At 60.5% G+C, this 17,214-nt stretch carries 17 protein-coding genes; 7 read left to right on the top strand and 10 right to left on the bottom strand.

Features of this window, described 5'->3' with window-relative positions; all coding sequences use genetic code 11:
• Window positions 1-109 precede the first annotated feature (109 nt).
• From A6B37_RS13000 to A6B37_RS12990, 3 genes are read left to right on the top strand one after another with little or no spacing between them, the layout of a single operon-like run.
• On the top strand, window positions 110-1,303 hold the full coding sequence (locus A6B37_RS13000; RefSeq protein WP_168202189.1) for a CoA transferase: 1,194 nt from the start codon (window positions 110-112) through the stop codon (window positions 1,301-1,303).
• On the top strand, window positions 1,300-2,247 hold the full coding sequence (locus tag A6B37_RS12995) for a hydroxymethylglutaryl-CoA lyase (protein ID WP_111825987.1): 948 nt from the start codon (window positions 1,300-1,302) through the stop codon (window positions 2,245-2,247). Before A6B37_RS13000 ends, A6B37_RS12995 begins: the two co-directional genes overlap by 4 nt.
• Window positions 2,248-2,290: 43 nt before the next feature.
• Window positions 2,291-3,271, top strand: coding sequence for a tripartite tricarboxylate transporter substrate binding protein (locus tag A6B37_RS12990; protein ID WP_111825986.1), 981 nt, complete (start codon window positions 2,291-2,293; stop codon window positions 3,269-3,271).
• Between the two features lie 555 nt (window positions 3,272-3,826).
• On the opposite strand, the gene A6B37_RS12985 is transcribed toward A6B37_RS12990, so the two are convergent.
• Together A6B37_RS12985 and A6B37_RS12980 are read right to left on the bottom strand one after the other, a co-directional pair.
• Complete coding sequence (locus tag A6B37_RS12985; protein WP_246842467.1) at window positions 3,827-4,423, bottom strand: hypothetical protein; 597 nt, start codon at window positions 4,421-4,423, stop codon at window positions 3,827-3,829.
• Between the two features lie 188 nt (window positions 4,424-4,611).
• Window positions 4,612-5,511 carry an MBL fold metallo-hydrolase gene (locus tag A6B37_RS12980; RefSeq protein ID WP_111825984.1) on the bottom strand — a complete coding sequence of 300 codons (900 nt, stop codon included), beginning with the start codon at window positions 5,509-5,511 and terminating at the stop codon, window positions 4,612-4,614.
• A 219-nt stretch (window positions 5,512-5,730) separates the two neighbouring features.
• Between A6B37_RS12980 and A6B37_RS12975 the strand changes: the two genes are divergently transcribed.
• The 3 genes from A6B37_RS12975 (at window position 5,731) to A6B37_RS12965 (ending at window position 8,310) form a co-directional block, all read left to right on the top strand.
• Window positions 5,731-6,609, top strand: a complete 879-nt coding sequence (locus tag A6B37_RS12975) for an RNA polymerase sigma-70 factor (protein ID WP_111826337.1) — start codon at window positions 5,731-5,733, stop codon at window positions 6,607-6,609.
• 120 nt (window positions 6,610-6,729) lie between these two features.
• Window positions 6,730-7,164: a cupin domain-containing protein gene (locus A6B37_RS12970; RefSeq protein WP_111825983.1), complete on the top strand. Its 435-nt coding sequence runs from the start codon at window positions 6,730-6,732 to the stop codon at window positions 7,162-7,164.
• Window positions 7,165-7,305: 141 nt separating this feature from the next.
• Complete coding sequence (locus tag A6B37_RS12965) at window positions 7,306-8,310, top strand: LysR family transcriptional regulator (RefSeq protein ID WP_102773411.1); 1,005 nt, start codon at window positions 7,306-7,308, stop codon at window positions 8,308-8,310.
• A 3-nt stretch (window positions 8,311-8,313) separates the two neighbouring features.
• On the opposite strand, the gene A6B37_RS12960 is transcribed toward A6B37_RS12965, so the two are convergent.
• From A6B37_RS12960 to A6B37_RS12945, 4 genes are all read right to left on the bottom strand, one after another.
• A complete protein-coding gene (locus tag A6B37_RS12960; RefSeq protein WP_102773412.1) occupies window positions 8,314-8,808 on the bottom strand; it encodes an Ohr family peroxiredoxin in 495 nt (164 codons plus the stop codon).
• A gap of 20 nt (window positions 8,809-8,828) precedes the next feature.
• Window positions 8,829-9,584, bottom strand: coding sequence for an SDR family oxidoreductase (locus A6B37_RS12955; protein WP_111825982.1), 756 nt, complete (start codon window positions 9,582-9,584; stop codon window positions 8,829-8,831).
• Between the two features lie 9 nt (window positions 9,585-9,593).
• Complete coding sequence (locus tag A6B37_RS12950; RefSeq protein ID WP_111825981.1) at window positions 9,594-10,073, bottom strand: carboxymuconolactone decarboxylase family protein; 480 nt, start codon at window positions 10,071-10,073, stop codon at window positions 9,594-9,596.
• Between the two features lie 197 nt (window positions 10,074-10,270).
• Complete coding sequence (locus A6B37_RS12945; RefSeq protein WP_111825980.1) at window positions 10,271-10,717, bottom strand: DoxX family protein; 447 nt, start codon at window positions 10,715-10,717, stop codon at window positions 10,271-10,273.
• A gap of 85 nt (window positions 10,718-10,802) precedes the next feature.
• Here A6B37_RS12945 and soxR point away from each other — a divergent pair, with 85 nt between their 5' ends.
• Window positions 10,803-11,264, top strand: coding sequence for a redox-sensitive transcriptional activator SoxR (soxR, locus tag A6B37_RS12940; protein WP_111825979.1), 462 nt, complete (start codon window positions 10,803-10,805; stop codon window positions 11,262-11,264).
• Between the two features lie 399 nt (window positions 11,265-11,663).
• Here soxR and A6B37_RS25975 read toward each other — a convergent pair whose 3' ends face one another.
• The 4 genes from A6B37_RS25975 to A6B37_RS12925 form a co-directional block, all read right to left on the bottom strand.
• Window positions 11,664-12,200 carry a hypothetical protein gene (locus A6B37_RS25975; protein WP_146748009.1) on the bottom strand — a complete coding sequence of 179 codons (537 nt, stop codon included), beginning with the start codon at window positions 12,198-12,200 and terminating at the stop codon, window positions 11,664-11,666.
• A 50-nt stretch (window positions 12,201-12,250) separates the two neighbouring features.
• Window positions 12,251-14,203, bottom strand: coding sequence for a UvrD-helicase domain-containing protein (locus A6B37_RS12935; protein WP_111825978.1), 1,953 nt, complete (start codon window positions 14,201-14,203; stop codon window positions 12,251-12,253).
• Entirely contained in the window at window positions 14,200-16,485 is a 2,286-nt protein-coding gene (locus A6B37_RS12930) for an AAA family ATPase (protein WP_111825977.1), read from the bottom strand. Before A6B37_RS12930 ends, A6B37_RS12935 begins: the two co-directional genes overlap by 4 nt.
• 166 nt (window positions 16,486-16,651) lie before the next feature.
• A complete protein-coding gene (locus tag A6B37_RS12925; protein WP_111825976.1) occupies window positions 16,652-16,885 on the bottom strand; it encodes an antitoxin VbhA family protein in 234 nt (77 codons plus the stop codon).
• Between the last annotated feature and the right edge of the window lie 329 nt (window positions 16,886-17,214).

Here is a 17,214-nt window from a genome sequence, read left to right as displayed (position 1 = left end):
CGGCCCTTTCTCCATCCGCGAAAACCCCCTTGCCCATTCGCCCATACCCGCCTGGCGGCGATTGCCCGCAAACTGCCTCTCCACATCAAGCCACAGACACGGAGACGACATGGCGGGGCAGATACTGGCCGGCATACGGGTGCTGGAACTCGGGCAACTGATCGCGGGGCCTTTCGCCGCCAAGACCCTGGCCGACTTCGGCGCGCAGGTCATCAAGATCGAGCCGCCGGGGCAGGGCGATCCGCTGCGCAAATGGCGCCTGCTGCATGAGGGCACCTCGGTCTGGTGGGAAGCGCAGTCGCGCAACAAGCAATCGGTCTGCGTCGACCTGCGTCAGCCCGAAGGCCAGGACCTGGTGCGCCAGCTGGCCGCCCAGGCCGACGTGCTGATCGAGAACTTCCGCCCCGGCACCATGGAGAAATGGGGCCTGTCGTGGGAGACGCTGCACGCGCTCAATCCGCGCCTCATCATGCTGCGCATCTCCGGCTACGGCCAGACCGGCCCCAAGGCCCAGGAGCCGGGCTTCGCCGCCATCGGCGAGGCCATGGCCGGACTGCGCTACCTCAACGGCGAGCCGGGCCGCGCCCCGGTGCGCGCCGGCCTCTCGCTGGGCGACACCATCGCCGGCCTGCACGGCGCCATGGGCGTGCTGCTGGCGCTGTACCAGCGCGACGCGCGCGGCGGCCAGGGCCAGGTCATCGACGCGGCCCTCTACGAGAGCATCTTCAACCTCAGCGAAAGCCTGCTGCCGGAGTACTCCGTCTTCGGCGCGGTGCGCGAACCCGCCGGCGCCGCGCTGCCCGGCATCGCGCCGTCCAACGCCTATCCCTGCCGCGACGGCTACGTGCTCATCGCCGGCAACGGCGACGCCATCTTCCAGCGCCTCATGCAGCGCATCGGGCGCGCCGACCTCGGCGCCGACCCGGACCTCGCCCACAACGACGGACGCGCGCGCCGCGCCCACGAACTGGACGCCGCCATCGGCGCCTGGACCGCCCAGCGCGACATCGACGGCGTGCTCGACGCCATGCGCGAGGCCGGCGTGCCGGCGGGGCGCATCTACAGCGTCGCCGACATCGCGCAAGACCCGCACTACCGCGCCCGCGGCGCCATCGCCAGCCTGCGCGCCGCCAGCGGCATCGACGTCGAAATGCCCGCCGTCTTCCCGTGCCTGTCGGACAACCCCGGCGCCATCCGCGAACGCGCCCCGCAACTGGGCGAACACACCGACGCCGTGCTGCAGGCCGCCGGCCTCGACGACCAGCAGCGCGCCGGCCTGCGCGCCCGGGGAGTGATTGCATGAACGGCCCGCAACGCATCGAAATCAACGAAGTCGGCCCGCGCGACGGCCTGCAGATCGAACGCGCCCTGGTCGCCACCGACGACAAGGTCGCCTTCGTCGACGCCCTGTCCGCCTGCGGCTTCGCCCGCATCGAAGTCACCAGCTTCACCTCGCCCAAGGCCATCCCGGCTCTGGCCGACGCCCAGGACGTCATGCGCCGCATCGCGCGCCGGCCCGGCGTCGTCTACACCGCGCTCATCCCCAACATCCGCGGCCTGGAACGCGCGCTGGAATGCGGCACCGACGAAATGAACCTCGTCATGTCCTGCAGCGAAACCCACAACCGCGCCAACCTGCGCATGACGCGCGCCCAGTCCTTCGACGAACTGGCCGCCATTCTGCGCCGCGCCGGCGACGCCGGCGTGCCCTGCAACGTATCGCTGTCCACCGCCTTCGGCTGCCCCTTCGACGGCGACGTGCCCGCCGCCGACGTCATGCGGCTTGCGCGGCAATTGGCCGACGCCGGCGCCCAGGGCCTCACCCTGTGCGACACCACCGGCATGGCCTACCCGACCCAGGTCGCGCAGCTGTGCGAGACCTTCCAGCGCGAACTGCCGCGCACCGCGCTCACCGTCCACCTGCACAACACCCGCGGCATGGCCCTGGCCAACGCCATCGCCGCCTGGCAGACCGGCGTCACCCGCTACGACGCCGCCGCCGGCGGCCTGGGCGGCTGTCCCTACGCGCCCGGCGCCAGCGGCAACGTCAACACCGAAGAGCTCGTGCACATGTTCGACTGCATGGGCGTGGCCACCGGCGTCGAGCTGGCCCCGCTGCTCGACATCGTGCGCGGCCTGCCCGGCCTGGTGCAGCGCGCCCTGACCAACCCCTTGCTCACGGCCGGCCCGCGCCTGGCCACCCATCAGCCGCCGGCCTGGCTGGCCGAACGCTTCCCCGCCGCCTGAGCCTGCGGCCATCCACACATCCATAACAAACAGGAGACTCACCATGCACCTTGCCAAGCACCGTCTGCTAAGCGCAGCGCTAGCCACCGCCGCCGTCCTCGGCGCTTCCGCCGCTTACGCCGCCGGCTATCCCGAGCGCCCCATCTCGCTCATCGTCTCCGCCGCGCCCGGCGGCACCACCGACATCGCCGCCCGCCTCATCGCCCAGCCGCTGGGCCAGGCCCTGGGCCAGACCGTCGTCGTCGACAACAAGCCCGGCGCCTCCGGCGGCATCGCCGGCCAGATGGTCGCCCGCGCCCAGCCCGACGGCTACACCCTGCTGCTGCAATACTCGGGCTTCCAGGCCATCACCCCGCACGTCTCGCCCAACGTGGGCTGGGACCCCATCAAGGACTTCGCGCCTGTCGCCAACGTGCTCTCGGCCCCGCAGGTCATCGTCGTGCGCCCCGACCTGCCCATCAAGACCCTGAAGGACCTGGTCGACTACGCCAAGGCCAACCCCGGCAAACTCAACTACGCCTCCTCGGGCAACGGCTCGCTGCAGCAGGTCGCGACCGAACTGCTCAACCAGATGGCCGGCATCCAGATCACCCACATCCCCTACAAGGGAACCGGCCCGGCCCTGAACGACCTGCTCGGCGGCGCCGTCGACCTCACCATCACCACGCCGCCGCCGCTGCTGGGCCACATCGCCGCCGGCAAGCTGCGCGCCCTGGCCGTCACCGGCGACAAGCGCCTGCCCAGCCTGCCCGACGTGCCCACCGCCGCCGAAGCCGGCTACCCCGACCTCATCGTCTCCTCCTGGTTCGCCATGTACGCGCCGGCCGGCACCCCGCCCGCCGTCGTCGACAAACTGTCCGGCGAAATCAAGAAAATCATGGCCACCGAGGCCTTCCGCCAAAAGGCAGCCGAGCAGGGCGCCGAAGCCCGCTACATGGACCCGAAGGAACTGGGCGCCTACACCAAGGAAGAACTGGACCGCTGGGGCAAGGTGGTGAAGGCGGCGAATATCAGCGCTAATTAATCTCTGCGCAGAAACGATAGAGCCACCTGGAGGTGGCTCTGTTCGAGGGCAAGCGCGTCGTCAGTGCGATGGCGTGCAGCGCCGGCCTAGATGCCGAAGGCCTCTCCGACTCCGTCCGGGGCATCCATGGCGATCGCCTATCCTCGGCGGCGCACATAAGCGCAGCCGCTTATGTCTGACTCTCCGGCAATACTCGCGACGCTTTCTTCTGCACACAAACCGGCAACCGCCGCAGGCTGGGCGGCGCCCGGGCGAACGAATATCGGACACTTGAACTGCTCCTGTCGCTGACCGCCATAGCGGTTCAGGCCGCACCCGATATGAGTGTTCGCGCCTGCCATTCGCGGTACGTGGGGTTAGATTGGTCAACCGCCACCTGATGGCCGGCAACTCTGCAAAGTTCGTTGCCGGCCAGGTGGGCGTGGCGCCAATGTATGTCCCCCGCGAACGGGCAATGGGCCTGGCCGGTTTTTTTCAGACCGGTTCCAGGCCGGAGACGGCGTGCAAAAGGATGGGCCTCATCGAAAGAGATGCGGCGCACGCCGATTCAACGCTTCAACCCTTGAACAACCGCTCGTGCATCCAACCGTCATTGGTCAGGACGAGAGCGGCCTTGCCCTCGATATCGCCTTGCGTTTGATCCGCAATATTCTTGTAGGCCGCGCGCACGCTTTCCGTCTTGGTCCAGTCGGCCGCGTCCTTCACCTTGTAGCGGAAATTCACGCGCGACACCTTCATGCCCATCATGTCGCTCGGCTCGGTGAAGTTCTGGATCTCCACGTCCGAGTACTTGCCGGTGCAGAACGCATCGTGCCGCCCCATGGTGTTGGCGCCTTCGGTCACCAGGTACTTCTTGCCCATGTCGGTGATCTGATATTCCGTGGCCGGCTCCATCTTGTTGCCGAACATCGCCTTGACCTCGGTGTCGCGCTTGGTCAGCAACCCGGCATCGACCAGCGCGTCGGCGCGCACCAGGTTCTGCTGGCCGAACAGTTCCTGCTTGCTCACGGTGAACGGCATGCCCTTGCCGGGGATGGCGGCGCACAGGCCCTTCTGCGTATCCAGATAGGCCTGAACGGCCTTGCCAAAGTTGCTCTTGTTGGCGTCCTTGGCGCTACCGCACGCCGCGAGGGCAAGTGCAAGACCGCTCATGGCAACGATTTTCATGGCGCTAGGCAAAGTGAGGTTCCTCCGTAAATGAGTGAATAAGCGTTTGCAGCCCCGCCTCGGTAATGTGGCGGGGTGCGTATTATCCCCTCATCGCGGAGTATGGGCGGCGAACCCTGGTCCCTCGGGCCTGCACGATGCCGGCCGCGTCGCGCGCGCCTGAATAAACGCGGTCAGAAATCCCAGATGACCGGCACCCAGCGAAACGCATCGCCGTCGACCGCGACCCGGCCCACGGAGGGGAACGGCAGATGCGCGGCGACCAGCAGCCCGCGGTTCTGCGCCAGCTCCTGGAACAGGCCGATGCGCACGCGCGCCGATTCCTCGGGGTCGTGTTCGAAGCCGTTGTGCCATTCGGGATGGTCGAACCCGACGGGGAAGATGGCGTCGCCGGCAAAGGTCAGCCGTTCGCCGCCGGAGATCAGGTCGACCACGCTGTGCCCCGGCGTGTGTCCGCCGGTGAGGCGGACGATGACGCCCGGCGCGACCTCATGCCGGTCTTCGAAAAGGCGCAGTCGATCGCGGTATTCGTTGTAGAAGCTGGTGGCGGTGGACTTGAGCACCGCGGGCACTGGCTTGGGCATGACGGTGTGTGAGAAGTCCGGCGAGGTCCAGAATGCCACTTCGGTGGCGGACACGTGGATGCGCACGTCCGGACGCAGCCGTTCCTTGACGCCGGGCACCAGCAGTCCGCCCACGTGGTCCATATGCATGTGCGTGACGATCACGTCGGTCACGGATTCCAGCGCGATGCCGGCGGATTCCAGCCGCTGCGGAAACTGCCCGGCGCGCGGAAAGCCTGCAAATTGTCCGCCCAGCCCCGCATCGATAAGAATGGTTTGATCGCCGCTGCGGGCCACCATCACGTTCAGCGGCCAGTCGAAGGCATCGGGAGGCATGAACATATGCTCCAGCCAGGCCGCCAGGTCGGAAGGGGCGGCATTGGTGGCCATCGTCGCGGTCGGCAGCGGCAGCACGCCGTCGCTGACGACCAGCGCGTCGATGTCGCCGATCTGCAGCGCGTAGCGCGAAGGAACCAGGTCGATGGATTCGGTGTTTTCTATGGCGAACATGGCGATATCTCCAGGAAGATGTGTTGCGTGAGGAAGCGGTGAGGGCATGGTAGGTGCGGGGTTTCCCGCGCGGTAGGCACGCAGCCGGAAGCACGCTGTTGTGCGACGCGCACCAATGCGCGTCAAAGCGCCAACTGGGAAATGATCTTGTCGCGCCCGGACCGCTGCGGCAAAATAGCCTGCCTCCTGCTCCCTAGCCTGCTGGCGTTGGCCTATTCCATGACCGGCTCCGTGACCCTGTTCGACCGCCATCGTCCTCGCCTGTATGCGATCGCCTATCGCATGCTGGGCTCGGTGGCCGAAGCCGAAGACGTGGTGCAGGACGCATGGCTGCGCTGGCATGGCGCCGACCACGCCGCGTTGGACAACCCCGAGGCCTGGCTCGTCACCGTCACGACGCGCTTGTCCATCGACCGCCTGCGCGCCGCCAAGGCCGAACGCGAGAACTACGTCGGCGTCTGGCTGCCGGAGCCGATGCTGATGGCGGCTCCGTCCACGCCCGAACAGATCCACGAACTTGCCGACGACGTGTCCGTGGCCTTTCTGTTCATGCTGGAGCGCCTGACGCCCGACGCCCGCGCGGCTTTCCTGATGCGCGAGGTGTTCGACGCGGAATACGAGGACATCGCCGAAACCCTGGGCAAATCCCAGGCCGCGGTCCGCCAGCTGGTGAGGCGGGCCAGGCTGCAATTGCGCCAGGGCGCCCCGCGCGAGGCCGTGCCGCGCGCCACGCTGCAACGGCTGCTGCTGGCCTTCGCCGATGCGATGCAGCGCAGCGATTTCCACGGCCTGCACGCGCTATTGAGCGACGACGCCGAACTCATCGGCGACGGCGGCGGCAAGGCCACGAGTTTCGCCAGCCTGGTGGGCGGCAAGCGGCTGGCCCAGCTGTTCTACGCCGGCAAACGCCGCTACCGCGACGCGCTCAGCACCGAGGTGATCCAGGTCAACGGGCAATGGACGCTGCTGCGTTTCATCGACGGCGAACTCGAATCCGTGCAGTCCTACGAAACAGACGGCAGGCGCCTGACCCGGGTACTGGTGCAGCGCAATCCGGACAAGCTCGCGCGCATCGCGGCGGCCCTGGCGCAGCGCTGACGCGTTCCCCGTATCGGTTTTGGTGCGCGGCAGGCAACATGGTGATCCCTCGCGCGCGCCTACCGCGCCGCCGCGGCCGCTCCTAACATGGACCAGTCTCCATTCCGACCAGGACAGGCCATGTCGACACTCACCAAACTCGCTTTGCCCTTGATCGCCGCCGGCGCGCTGCTGGGCCGGCCCGCTTATGCGGCTTCGCACCATGCCACGCCCGCCGGCAAGCCGGCCGATCCCGTCGTCACCGAACTGATGAGCAAGGACCTGCCGGACATTCCCGGCAAGAATGCCCTGATGCTCCTCGTCGACTACCCGCCCGGCGCGGCCGACCCCTTGCATCGCCACGACGTCTCGGCCTTCGTATACGTGCTCGAAGGCAGCGTCGTCATGCAGGTCAAGGGCGGCAAGGAAGTGACCCTGACCCCGGGGCAGACCTTCTACGAAGGACCTGACGACATCCACACCGTGGGCCGCAACGCCAGCCAGACCGAGCCCGCCAGGTTCGTGGTCGTGCTGATCAAGAACAAGGGCGCGCCCGCCCTGATCCCCATCGAATAAGGGACGGCGATAACACCCATCCCGGCCAGTCCCCGGCGTCATGTGCCGGGAGCTGGCCGGTTTTTTTTCGGGCCCGCGTCACAAAATCCGGGAGTCCAACGTCTTAGGAGCTAGGAACAACCCACTCGCGGCGCCGCCACCATGCCCACTCCCATTCCCGCTCCCCCGGTTTCCCCTCGCGCAAACGGTCCCGACTCCCTGGCCGATAGTTTCGCGACCAGTTACGCAGGCGTCGTGGCCTTCATGGCCGTCGCCGCCGAAGGCAATTTCGCCAAGGCCGGCGACAGGCTCGGCATCGGCCGCTCGGCGGTCAGCCGCAGCGTGCAGAAGCTCGAAGACCAGCTCGGCACCCGGCTCTTCGTGCGCACCACGCGCAGCACCTCGCTGACCGTGGAAGGCAAGCGCTTCTATGACCAGTGCCATCCTGGCGTCGCACGCATCATCCAGGCCCTGGACGACATGCGCGACCTGCGTGTAGGCCCGCCCACCGGCCAGTTGCGTGTCTGCTCCACCGTGGGCTTCGGCCGCAAGGTCGTCGCCCCGCTGCTGAGAGACTTCCGCCAGGCCAACCCCAACATATCCGTGGAGCTGCTGCTGGATGACGGCCCGACCGACTTCACCACGGACCGTGTCGATGTGTCGTTCCGCAACGGCCGCATGGAAGACAGCCAGGTGATCGCCAAGAAAGTGATTCCGATGCAGATGATGCTGTGCGCCTCGCCCGCCTATGCCGCCAGATACGGGCTGCCGGACAGCGTGGAAGCGCTCCCGGACCACGGCTGCGTCAATTTCCTGCTGGCGTCGGGCCGCGTATACGAATGGGAATTCAAGGTCGGCGGCCAGCTGCGCAAGTTCGCGCCGCCCGCCATGCTCACCTTCAACGATGCCGATCTCGTCCTGCAGGCAGTGCTCGACGGCCACGGCCTGGCCCAGATGGCCGGCTACCAGGTATGCGAACATCTGCGCGCCGGCACCCTGGTCCAGTGCCTGCCGCAATACGCGCCCGACGACCGGGGGCACTACCTGTGCTTTCTCAGCCGCCAGCATCTGCCGGCGCGCATGCGGGTGTTCATCGACTTCATGACCGAACGCATACGCGCGCTCGACCTGCAAACCATCGACAGCCTGCTGTTGAAACAGGCCTGACCGCTATTGGCTCAGCGCCACGACGCTGGCGATTCCGCCCTGCGCCATCTTGGCATAAGGACACAGGCGCTCCGTATTGCGCACCAACTCCTGCGCCACCGGCGTAGGCACGCCCGGCAGGTGGATGTTGATATCCGCGGACAGCGCGAACAAGCCGTCCACCGGGTCGCGGCCGAACGAGACCGTGGCCGTCACCGACGCGTCCGGGATGGCCACGCCGGCGCGCTCCGCCAGCATGCTGAGCGCGCCGTGGAAGCACGCGGCATAGCCGGCGGCGAACAACTGCTCCGGATTCGTGCCCCCGCCCGTGCCGCCCAGCTCCACCGGCAGGCGCAGCTCCACGATCAGCTCGCCGTCGTCCGAAATCGCCATGCCCGAGGCCCGGCCGTGCGCCGCCTCCCCGCCGCGCACCGTCACGCTGGTCGTGTACAGAGGCTGGAAATCCGCGCCCCGGTACTTCACGAGGAGACTTGGGGGAGGCGGCCGCAGCTTGCCCATAAAGGTCCTTGCGCCCGCCGCTACCTGCCTGCGCCCGCACGGCTGAACCAGGTTTCGAAATCGATCCTGCCCAGCCGCGGTCCGGGTCCCGGCACCAGCGTATCGTCATCCAGCAGCGCGCCAAAATACCGCGCGTCGGCGTCCGCCCGCACGCTGCGCGTGTCGCCCGTTCTGGCCATGTAGCGCTGCGCCAGCTCGGCCAGGCGCACCCGCTCCGGTCCGGCGATCTCCACGATGCCGTTCACCGGCGGCGCCAGCGTGGCGTCGGCCATGGCCAGCGCCACGTCATCGGACGCGATGGGTTGCACGAAGGCCGGCGACAGCCGCACCGTCGAGCCCTCCGTGCCCGACTGCACAATGCCGCCCAGGAACTCGAAGAACTGGGTGCTGTGCACGATGGTGTAGGGAATACCGGCCGCCGCGATCAGCGCTTCCTGCGCGATCTTGCCGCGGAAGTAACCGCTTTCCGCCAGGCGCTGCGTGCCCACCACCGACAGCGCGACGTGATGCCGCACGCCGGCGCGGGCCTCCGCCGCCATCAGGTTGCGCCCCGAGGCCTGGAAGAACTCCAGCACGGCGCGGTCTTCGAACGACGGCGAATTCGCAACGTCGACCACCGTATCCACGCCCGCCAGCGCCGCGTCCAGGCCTTCGCCCGTAACCGTGTTGACGCCGGTCGCGGGCGACGCGGCAATCGCCTCGTGCCCGCGCTCGTCGAGCAGTTTCACGAGCTTGGAACCGATCAGGCCCGTCCCGCCAATAACCAGGATCTTCATGATGGCTCCTCAGTTGAACTTGGCCTTGTCCAGGCCGTATGCCTTGTCCGCCGAACCGGGCACCGTCCGGAAACCCACATTCAGGCGGTTCCAGCCATTGATCGCCATGACCGCGAAGCTCAGGTCGGAGATCTCCTTTTCAGACAACTGCGTGCGCACACGCTCGTAAACCTCGTCGGGCACTCCATGGGCGCCCAGCGTCGTCAGCGCCTCGGTCCAGGCCAGGCAGGCACGCTCGCGCGGCGAAAACTCGGTGGATTCCCGCCAGATCGCCACATGGTGCAGCCGCAACTCGCGCTCGCCGCGAATCTTGGCCTCTTTCACGTGCATATCCAGGCAGAACGCGCAGCCGTTGATCTGCGAGGCGCGGATCTCCACCAGGGACAGGATCGACTGCTCGATCGCACCGGATTTCAAGAGCAGGCCGAACTCGACGAACTTCTTGAACAACTCGGGCGATTGCGCATAGGCATTCAGACGTTGACTCATGGTGATTCCCTCGATTGGTTGACTACGGACGCATCGTAGGGCGGGGAGGGAAGTGGCAGAAGGCCTGGGTGGGGGATCATCGTGTTGCCTTGATGGCAACAATCCTGGTGGGGGCGGACATGACCCGCGCCCAGCCGACCGTGGCGGTCAATGCTGTAGTTGCAATCAGAATTGCCCGCCTTCTGGCTGCCTCTGCTTCAACGCGACCTCGCGCCGTAATAGAGTTCCAGCGCCGTATGCAGGCGCCTGCGGGAGCGGCTGGCAATCGCAGCCGCCAGCAACCCTCCGGCAAGCGATATGTGCTCAAAGGCCCAGTACATGGCTTGCGTCGCCGCGGGCTCATCGAGGGCCCAAAAGCGATGCACGACCAAAATGGTGAGCAGGAGAAACACGATCAGCGCCCCGGCTCCCAGCCATAGCGCACGGTCGATCAACAGTAGTACCGAGCCGCCCAGCAATACCGAGATGGTTGCTATGTTGAACAGCCAATCCGGCTGCAACCCGGCCGCGCGCATCTCAGCTTGCCCCCCTTGGAAATCAAGCAACTTGCTTAACCCGGATGAAATGAATACTGCCGCCAGCAGAATGCGCGCGAAGATCCACAGCCAACGGCTGTCCAATATTTTGAAAATAAAGAGTTGCATGCGTGTTCACTGCAGAAGAATCGGATGAGCTTGCCAGGATGGGCGACGCGGACTATAAAACCTCAAGCAAACTTGAGGTCAAGCCGTGAACGTAAAGAAACCGATCGATTTTTCTCGCTTACTCACGGTCGGGGAGGTGGCTCATCGTGCCGGCGTGCCGGTTTCCACGATTCATTTCTATGAGACGAAAGGGCTGATCACAAGCACGCGCAACGCCGGCAACCAGCGTCGCTTCGCTTCAGTCGTATTGCGCCATATCGCAGTGATCAAGGTGGCTCAACGCACGGGCATTCCACTGGAGGAAATCAAGGAGGCCCTTGGTCGCTTCCCGGCGGGAAGCAAGCTCACGGCTGACCAATGGCGGGAGTTGTCCTCGCACTGGCACGCGAGTCTGGACGAACGCATCAAGAAGCTGACGCGGCTTCGTGACGAACTGGATAGCTGTATCGGCTGCGGTTGCCTGTCGCTGGAAGAATGTCCCTTGCGTAATCCTCAGGATGCACTGGGGGCGGAAGGTCCGGGACCTCGCATTCTGGAACGGCCGTGACCGTCTTGCCTCTCATTGGTCGTCGATGAATCGGCGAGGCATGTTGTCAGGGCTTTCACCGTTTGGCATTGCGCCAGGGACGAAAAAAAACCGCAGAGTGTTGACTTCTGCGGGGATTGGAGTCTACTTCAGACTGTATTTTGGTGGTGGGGCCGGAATGGAGCCGGCACGCCTTGCGGCGGGGGATTTTGAGTCGGTGATTTACAGTGTTTCTACAGGGAAATGGGGCGAATTCTAGCGTAGGTTGAAATAGGTAAAACCAGTTTCAAATCAGTAGGTTAGCGTATTTTAACTGAATTGGTGAAAGCTGGTCACTGTACCTGTACTGTACCGAAATTTCGGTACAGTTGCTGAAGTGCTGTTGAGTGCTCTATTAGTACCTTTTACTCCCTAAAGGCATCAGTGAGCACGTACCCATCTAGATGGAAGTGACTCAAGAATGGCAGCTAAACATTTGGCGGCCATGTTTAGGTTATCAACTTGTTCATTCAGCATATCAATAGACTTCAAGCCATGGAACAGATTGTTTCGAAGTCGATATACGATGATCATAAGAGCTAGCAGTTGCTCGGTTGGCGCATCTAGCTGACCGTTCAGAACTCTCTCAACATGCTGACGTCGATCAGATGCACGGAAATGTAGTCCGTCGAACCTTTCTCCAAAACCATGCGGAGTCATGTATCTGGTCCGCCAGAAATATAAGCACTCATTGATTGAATTTTTAACTTCATCCGCTGCTTCATATACATCGAAATTCCCTAGTGCTCGATCAAAGGCTGCCAGAGAAGCTCTATTCTCGCAAAGCGTACTTTCGAAGAAATTCCACATCATTGTGAATGCGGATACGGCCTCTTGAGCTTCACGGGATAGGCGGGTGCCTCTGAATGTGTTCCGGGCTATCCAGTCGGCAGTATCAAAAGTTTGAATGGCGGTCATTTTTGGAGGCCCCGACGATACAAAATTGCTTCTTGATAACGTGCTGGTTGTTATGAGATTAGTTCAATCTCATTTTCAGAAAACCATTTGCTTCCCTTGATGCTTGCAATCGCTCCTATTGGATCAACAGCCCATAGTACTAATGCGAGAGATTCTTGCGCACGGCTACATGTCACGTAGAGCAAACGTAGGCTGCGATCTACAGTCGTTTCTTTGCCAGACTCCACGTTTGACTTGTCTGCTGGGCTAAGCTCTTTTGCACCAAAAAGCTTATCGTAGGAGATTAAAAAACCACCTGCATCACTATCATCCATCACGACCATTACATGCTTAAATTCTGAACCCTTCACCACCTGATGGGTAGCCAATTCCGACTCACCATTGAGGTAGCGTTTATAACGTTTTAACTCACCCCAAGGTGAAGAAAACAATCTGCACCAACCACGGCGCATTCTCGCCTCGATCGTCTCTTTCTCCTTTCTCGGAACTGGCGGTGGGGGTGGGGGAGATTTGTCATCGAAAGCGTCTGATAGCCTACTATCGACTTCAAATAAATTAAGTTCAAGGATTGGAGCCAATACTTCAGCGACGGTAGCATCTCTGTTTTTGGTGGCCGCTATACACTTACTTATAGCATCCAGAGTCTCGGCTGAACGCACCCTTCTCATTTCGATATTATCGGGGAGCCTTTCTATTGCCCCTGTTTGTCTCAGAACTTCTGTCGCTAGAAATTCATTAATCTTCCCGTCGCTGTCTGCACATTCCGTCAAAAGCAGTAGCCCCTCCAATAAGAACCTCACTGCTGCCGGTCCTTTGTTTTCTCCGCTACCAACAGGAGCAGCAGCATTGGGATCAATTAAATCCATTGCTGTATAAACACTCAAGAATGAGCCTCGTGTGGCGACAAGCTTGTGTTCTAGTGCCAACAATTGGTAGCCATTGGTACTCCAGGCGCTATCACTAGTATGACTCACCATTTGCCCCGCACACCACTGCTCTTTGATAACCTTATCCTCTGAGCTAAGTGATGCATTTCCTACGAAAATGCGAACGGTGCCGCCTGTTTTCTCCGATCTGTGGTGCTGTTTAACCCCAGTTGGCTTTTGCGTGCGACCTTGGAGTTTTGCTTCCCATATCTTATTGATGAGGGTGACGATACGCTGTTGGCTGCGATGATTCATTTGCAGCTCTGGTTTAGCCCAGTCTTCTGGCACTTGGCTTGGCAAATCCGCATGCCCGTCCATGTAAATACGTTGCCTATGATCACCTAATAGACCTAAAGTTAAGCCACGTTCGCTCGGCTTTGACAGCTCGATGAGCGAATCTAAGATCCCTTTCATAGTATCTTGAGATTCGTCAATCAGGATGATGGGGTGGCGATCACGTAAGATTTTTTGGAGAGCTGGACGAGATAGGAGAAGCCAAGCCGTAACGTCGAGCACCTGCGTATGCTGAAGCGCTCCAGATCCGTACGTATTACGATCAGGGTGATATCGAAATATCGTTGTTGAGCGATATGATTCGATGTCCGTCATCATTTCCTCGTGACGAGCCAAGTCAGTCTTGCTCGTGCCTTTAGCTTTTGCTGCACTCTCTAATTTGTCCTCTTCGAGCTTCTTGCTTTTTAAGCTGATGAGAGCGTCGCGGATATCGTCGTTGTATCCAGCTATTAATTCCCAGCAAAAGGCGTGAATGGTAGAGACATTCACCAGGTCATTGTTTCCTAAACGTCCATTGATAACCGCGACAGCATTCTTGGTGTAAGTTATAACGCGGATTGAGCGACCGAACAGTCGGAGGGCGCGTGCTAATTCTTGGCCGGACTCATGTTCAACTATTCCGGTCAAAATGCGTAGCACTTCAACTAGTGTGCGAGTTTTTCCAGATCCTGCTCCTGCAAATAGGAAGAAACTTTGCGGCGAGGGTTTGGTAAGAAGTTGGCAAATCTCTTCAACGACACCTGCGTCGCGATCGTTGGCATCCCTTGTCGCTTGAACATTCATAATGTTTCGCCAGCTTTAGGTTCAAGTTCGTTTTGGAGCCAATCCAGAGCGTTGGCAATGTATTCTGGACAGCCGATGGGTTCGCCCGCTGCGAGATACTCGAAAATGGTGGCTGCAAAATCTCCTTTGCTGAACGATCCATGCATCAAAGTGTGAAGCTGTTGCCCAAGCTCTTCGTCTGATTGTGAGGCTACGACCTTTCTAACGACTGAGCCCAATGCTCCGGTAGGATGTTTGAGCTTTTTACCGGTTTGGTCTTCACGGTTCGGGAGACTCTTGAACCATGGGATATTGCTCAATATAAGCGAGTCTTCAAAAGAGCTAGGCCAAAAATTTGCGGCTGATACAGGCAACTGCCATGCAAAACGAACTTTGCAGCCCGAACCGGTCCAAATCAGATTTTCAATACTCGGGCTCTTGAAATCAGCAAGGTCGTTTTTGAGTGGATGCCATTTTGTAAGTGTCGCATTGCCTGTTTTTAGCCCAGGCTGGCCGCAGTTGGCAACGGCAACTGAGCTGCTTTCGCCATTCTCGTTCGTTTTAACCTCAACCGGATCTATGTCGGTGATGATAATTGTGGGCAAGCGGAGTCGTTCTATTAGCGGCTTTAATCTGTGTGCATGGCTTCCCCCAATGTCTAAAAATGAGACGTATCTCGTGGCAAGGGTCTTGTACATACGCTCTATGAAAAGAGGTACGAGCATGCGCTCAGCTGTGCCTTCTACGAAGATTGCCGCATCCGCAAAAAGGAGGTCTGTGTGTTGCACGCGAAAATAACGTTCGGCGAATAGTCGAGTTTCATTGTCCGAGCCAAAAGCATCCCCAAGATTGACTATCTCTGTGGATGCCATGTTGAGATCGGACGACTTGGGAACACGCCGAACGTAGCGCAATCGCGCGAAGCTTTCAGCATGTGCCAAATGACTGGAGTGCGTACTAATGAGCAACTGGCTTTTCAGGGACGGCGCTTCTGTCTCTGAGGGATTAATAAGCTTGTAGGCTTTATCAGGAAAAATTCGTTGAACCTGAACATGGAGGTGTGCCTCAGGCTCTTCTATCATCACAATGTGAACGGGGACTGGAGAGCCCTGACTTGGGTTTAAGCGACTAGCTTTAAAGGATACCAATTGATAGCTTAATGACTGAAGATTTTGGTAGCCGAGGCCTATTGAATGTTCTGGGAGTAAGTCATCTACGGTATCTGCCGACATCTTATATTGGACGGCAGTAGCATGGTCTAGAAGGTCAGCAGTTTGGATGCGAGTACGAAAAAGGATCTCCTGGGGATCATGCAGCCCCGGATAACCTAACACCTTCACGTCGGCAACTGACGGAGCTAGAGCGTCATGAATTTTCTTGTCAAGATCCGATTGAGCACTTGCGACGGCTTCAATGAGATCAGCTCGGTGACCATGTCCGGTAGATGCGATATTCAGGTGCTGCCGTGCATACTTTAAGAGTTGATTCGAGAATAGCCCCACACGTTGGATAGAACTGCTTGCTCGAATTTCTGATTCCTCTCCTCCTAGCCCCCGTTGCGCAGGAACAAAATCTACGCGAATCAATTGAGTAAGATGAGTCCGCTCAACGGGTAGTGTGTCTGTGTCTAGGACCGGAGCTTTATATGTTTTCGTGGTGGTAACGGGATTGTTGTCTGAGTCCAGCTTGTATACTTGAACGCGCCCTAAATCTGCAGGAAAGCGGTGCCAATAATCGAGCAAGTCAATCGGCCAAGCTTGTGAGGAGCTGCCAAGGTCTTTTACTGGGAATCGCGCCTCACGATATCGCCACGCCAGTTTTTGAATGTCTTCGATAGATGAGGCTGGCTCGAGCCGGAGGCGTACACCTACCAAGCCACCGGTCCAGCTAAACTTGGTGAGAAAAGGGGCCACGCGGTGATACATGCCTTCTTCAGCGTAAAACCAAAGATCTAACACTGGCATCGCATTTCGAAGTATCTTAAGTTGCTCCTGCCAAGTCTCCAGCGTTGGTGCTGCGGTAGCCGGATCTTCAGCGAGAGCCTCCCATTGCTTTCCTAAATCACGAAGACACCGCCATTGGGACAAACTGATGTCGTACGCGTTAAATGAAGGCGAATCAGACAAGAACTGACGCAATGCGCTTAAGACTGATGTCTTTCCGCTGTTATTTGCCCCTACAAGAATGGTTGTCTTCTCATCCACATCCAAGCCGACGCAAGCAATGCGTCTGAACTGGCTTAGCTCGACATAACGAAGTGTTACGCTGCCTGCCGAGGATGTCAGTTGCGCTTGTCCATCCATCTTTGTTCCGCCTTTAATGTCAACCGCATTGTGTGTCCGGCAACTGTAATTTTTCAGCTACCAATTGTCTGAATCGGGGAATCTAAGTTGTAAATACGAAGCAATAGTGCGACATTTACCGGCGACAGCCTATCCTGCACTAGTCCCCAAACCCTAAATTCCTTCGTCATGACGAAGACTTTGGGAGCGTTAACGCGTCAGCGCGCGGCTGCACAAACTCTTGCAGGCTGATCTGACCATCGATGAAACGCTGGGCGTGGGCCTCATCTGCTTCACTGAGCGAGAAACCTTCTAGACCGACGGAGGCCCGCGCATAGTTAACTGCCGATTGTCGGCGGCTGCGTTCGGTATCCGATATGGTTTTGTGGGGCTGTTGCCTGCATTTACCCTTGCCAGCCATGGTGTCTCCTTGCCGTAGGTAACTCGATCTTACAAGAAGTATGGGTAATTTGGTTTAGATACGCGCAGCCATAGAGGTGGTGCGCTGAAATTGTCTTGTTTTACTTGCTATGGATTGCCGGTATTGGTCGCGTACTAGCCGTAGTTTCCAAAGAGGCGTTGCCTCTCTGGACTCTCCACCCTCGCCGGCGGGAGCCTCGGGGGCAGGGGTTACGGGCCGTTGGCCCGGAACTCCTGTCCCCGGGGCATAGCGTGGCGCGCTCCTGCCGCGTCAAGGGGCCGTGTCCTCGCCCTGCGGGGCTGCGGGCCGCACCAACCCCTTGACCCGCC

The sequence above is a fragment of the Achromobacter sp. HZ01 genome, from assembly GCF_003267925.1.
GTDB classification, from domain to species: Bacteria; Pseudomonadota; Gammaproteobacteria; order Burkholderiales; family Burkholderiaceae_B; genus Achromobacter; species Achromobacter pulmonis_A.
This window is presented reverse-complemented; position numbering and strand designations above follow the sequence as displayed.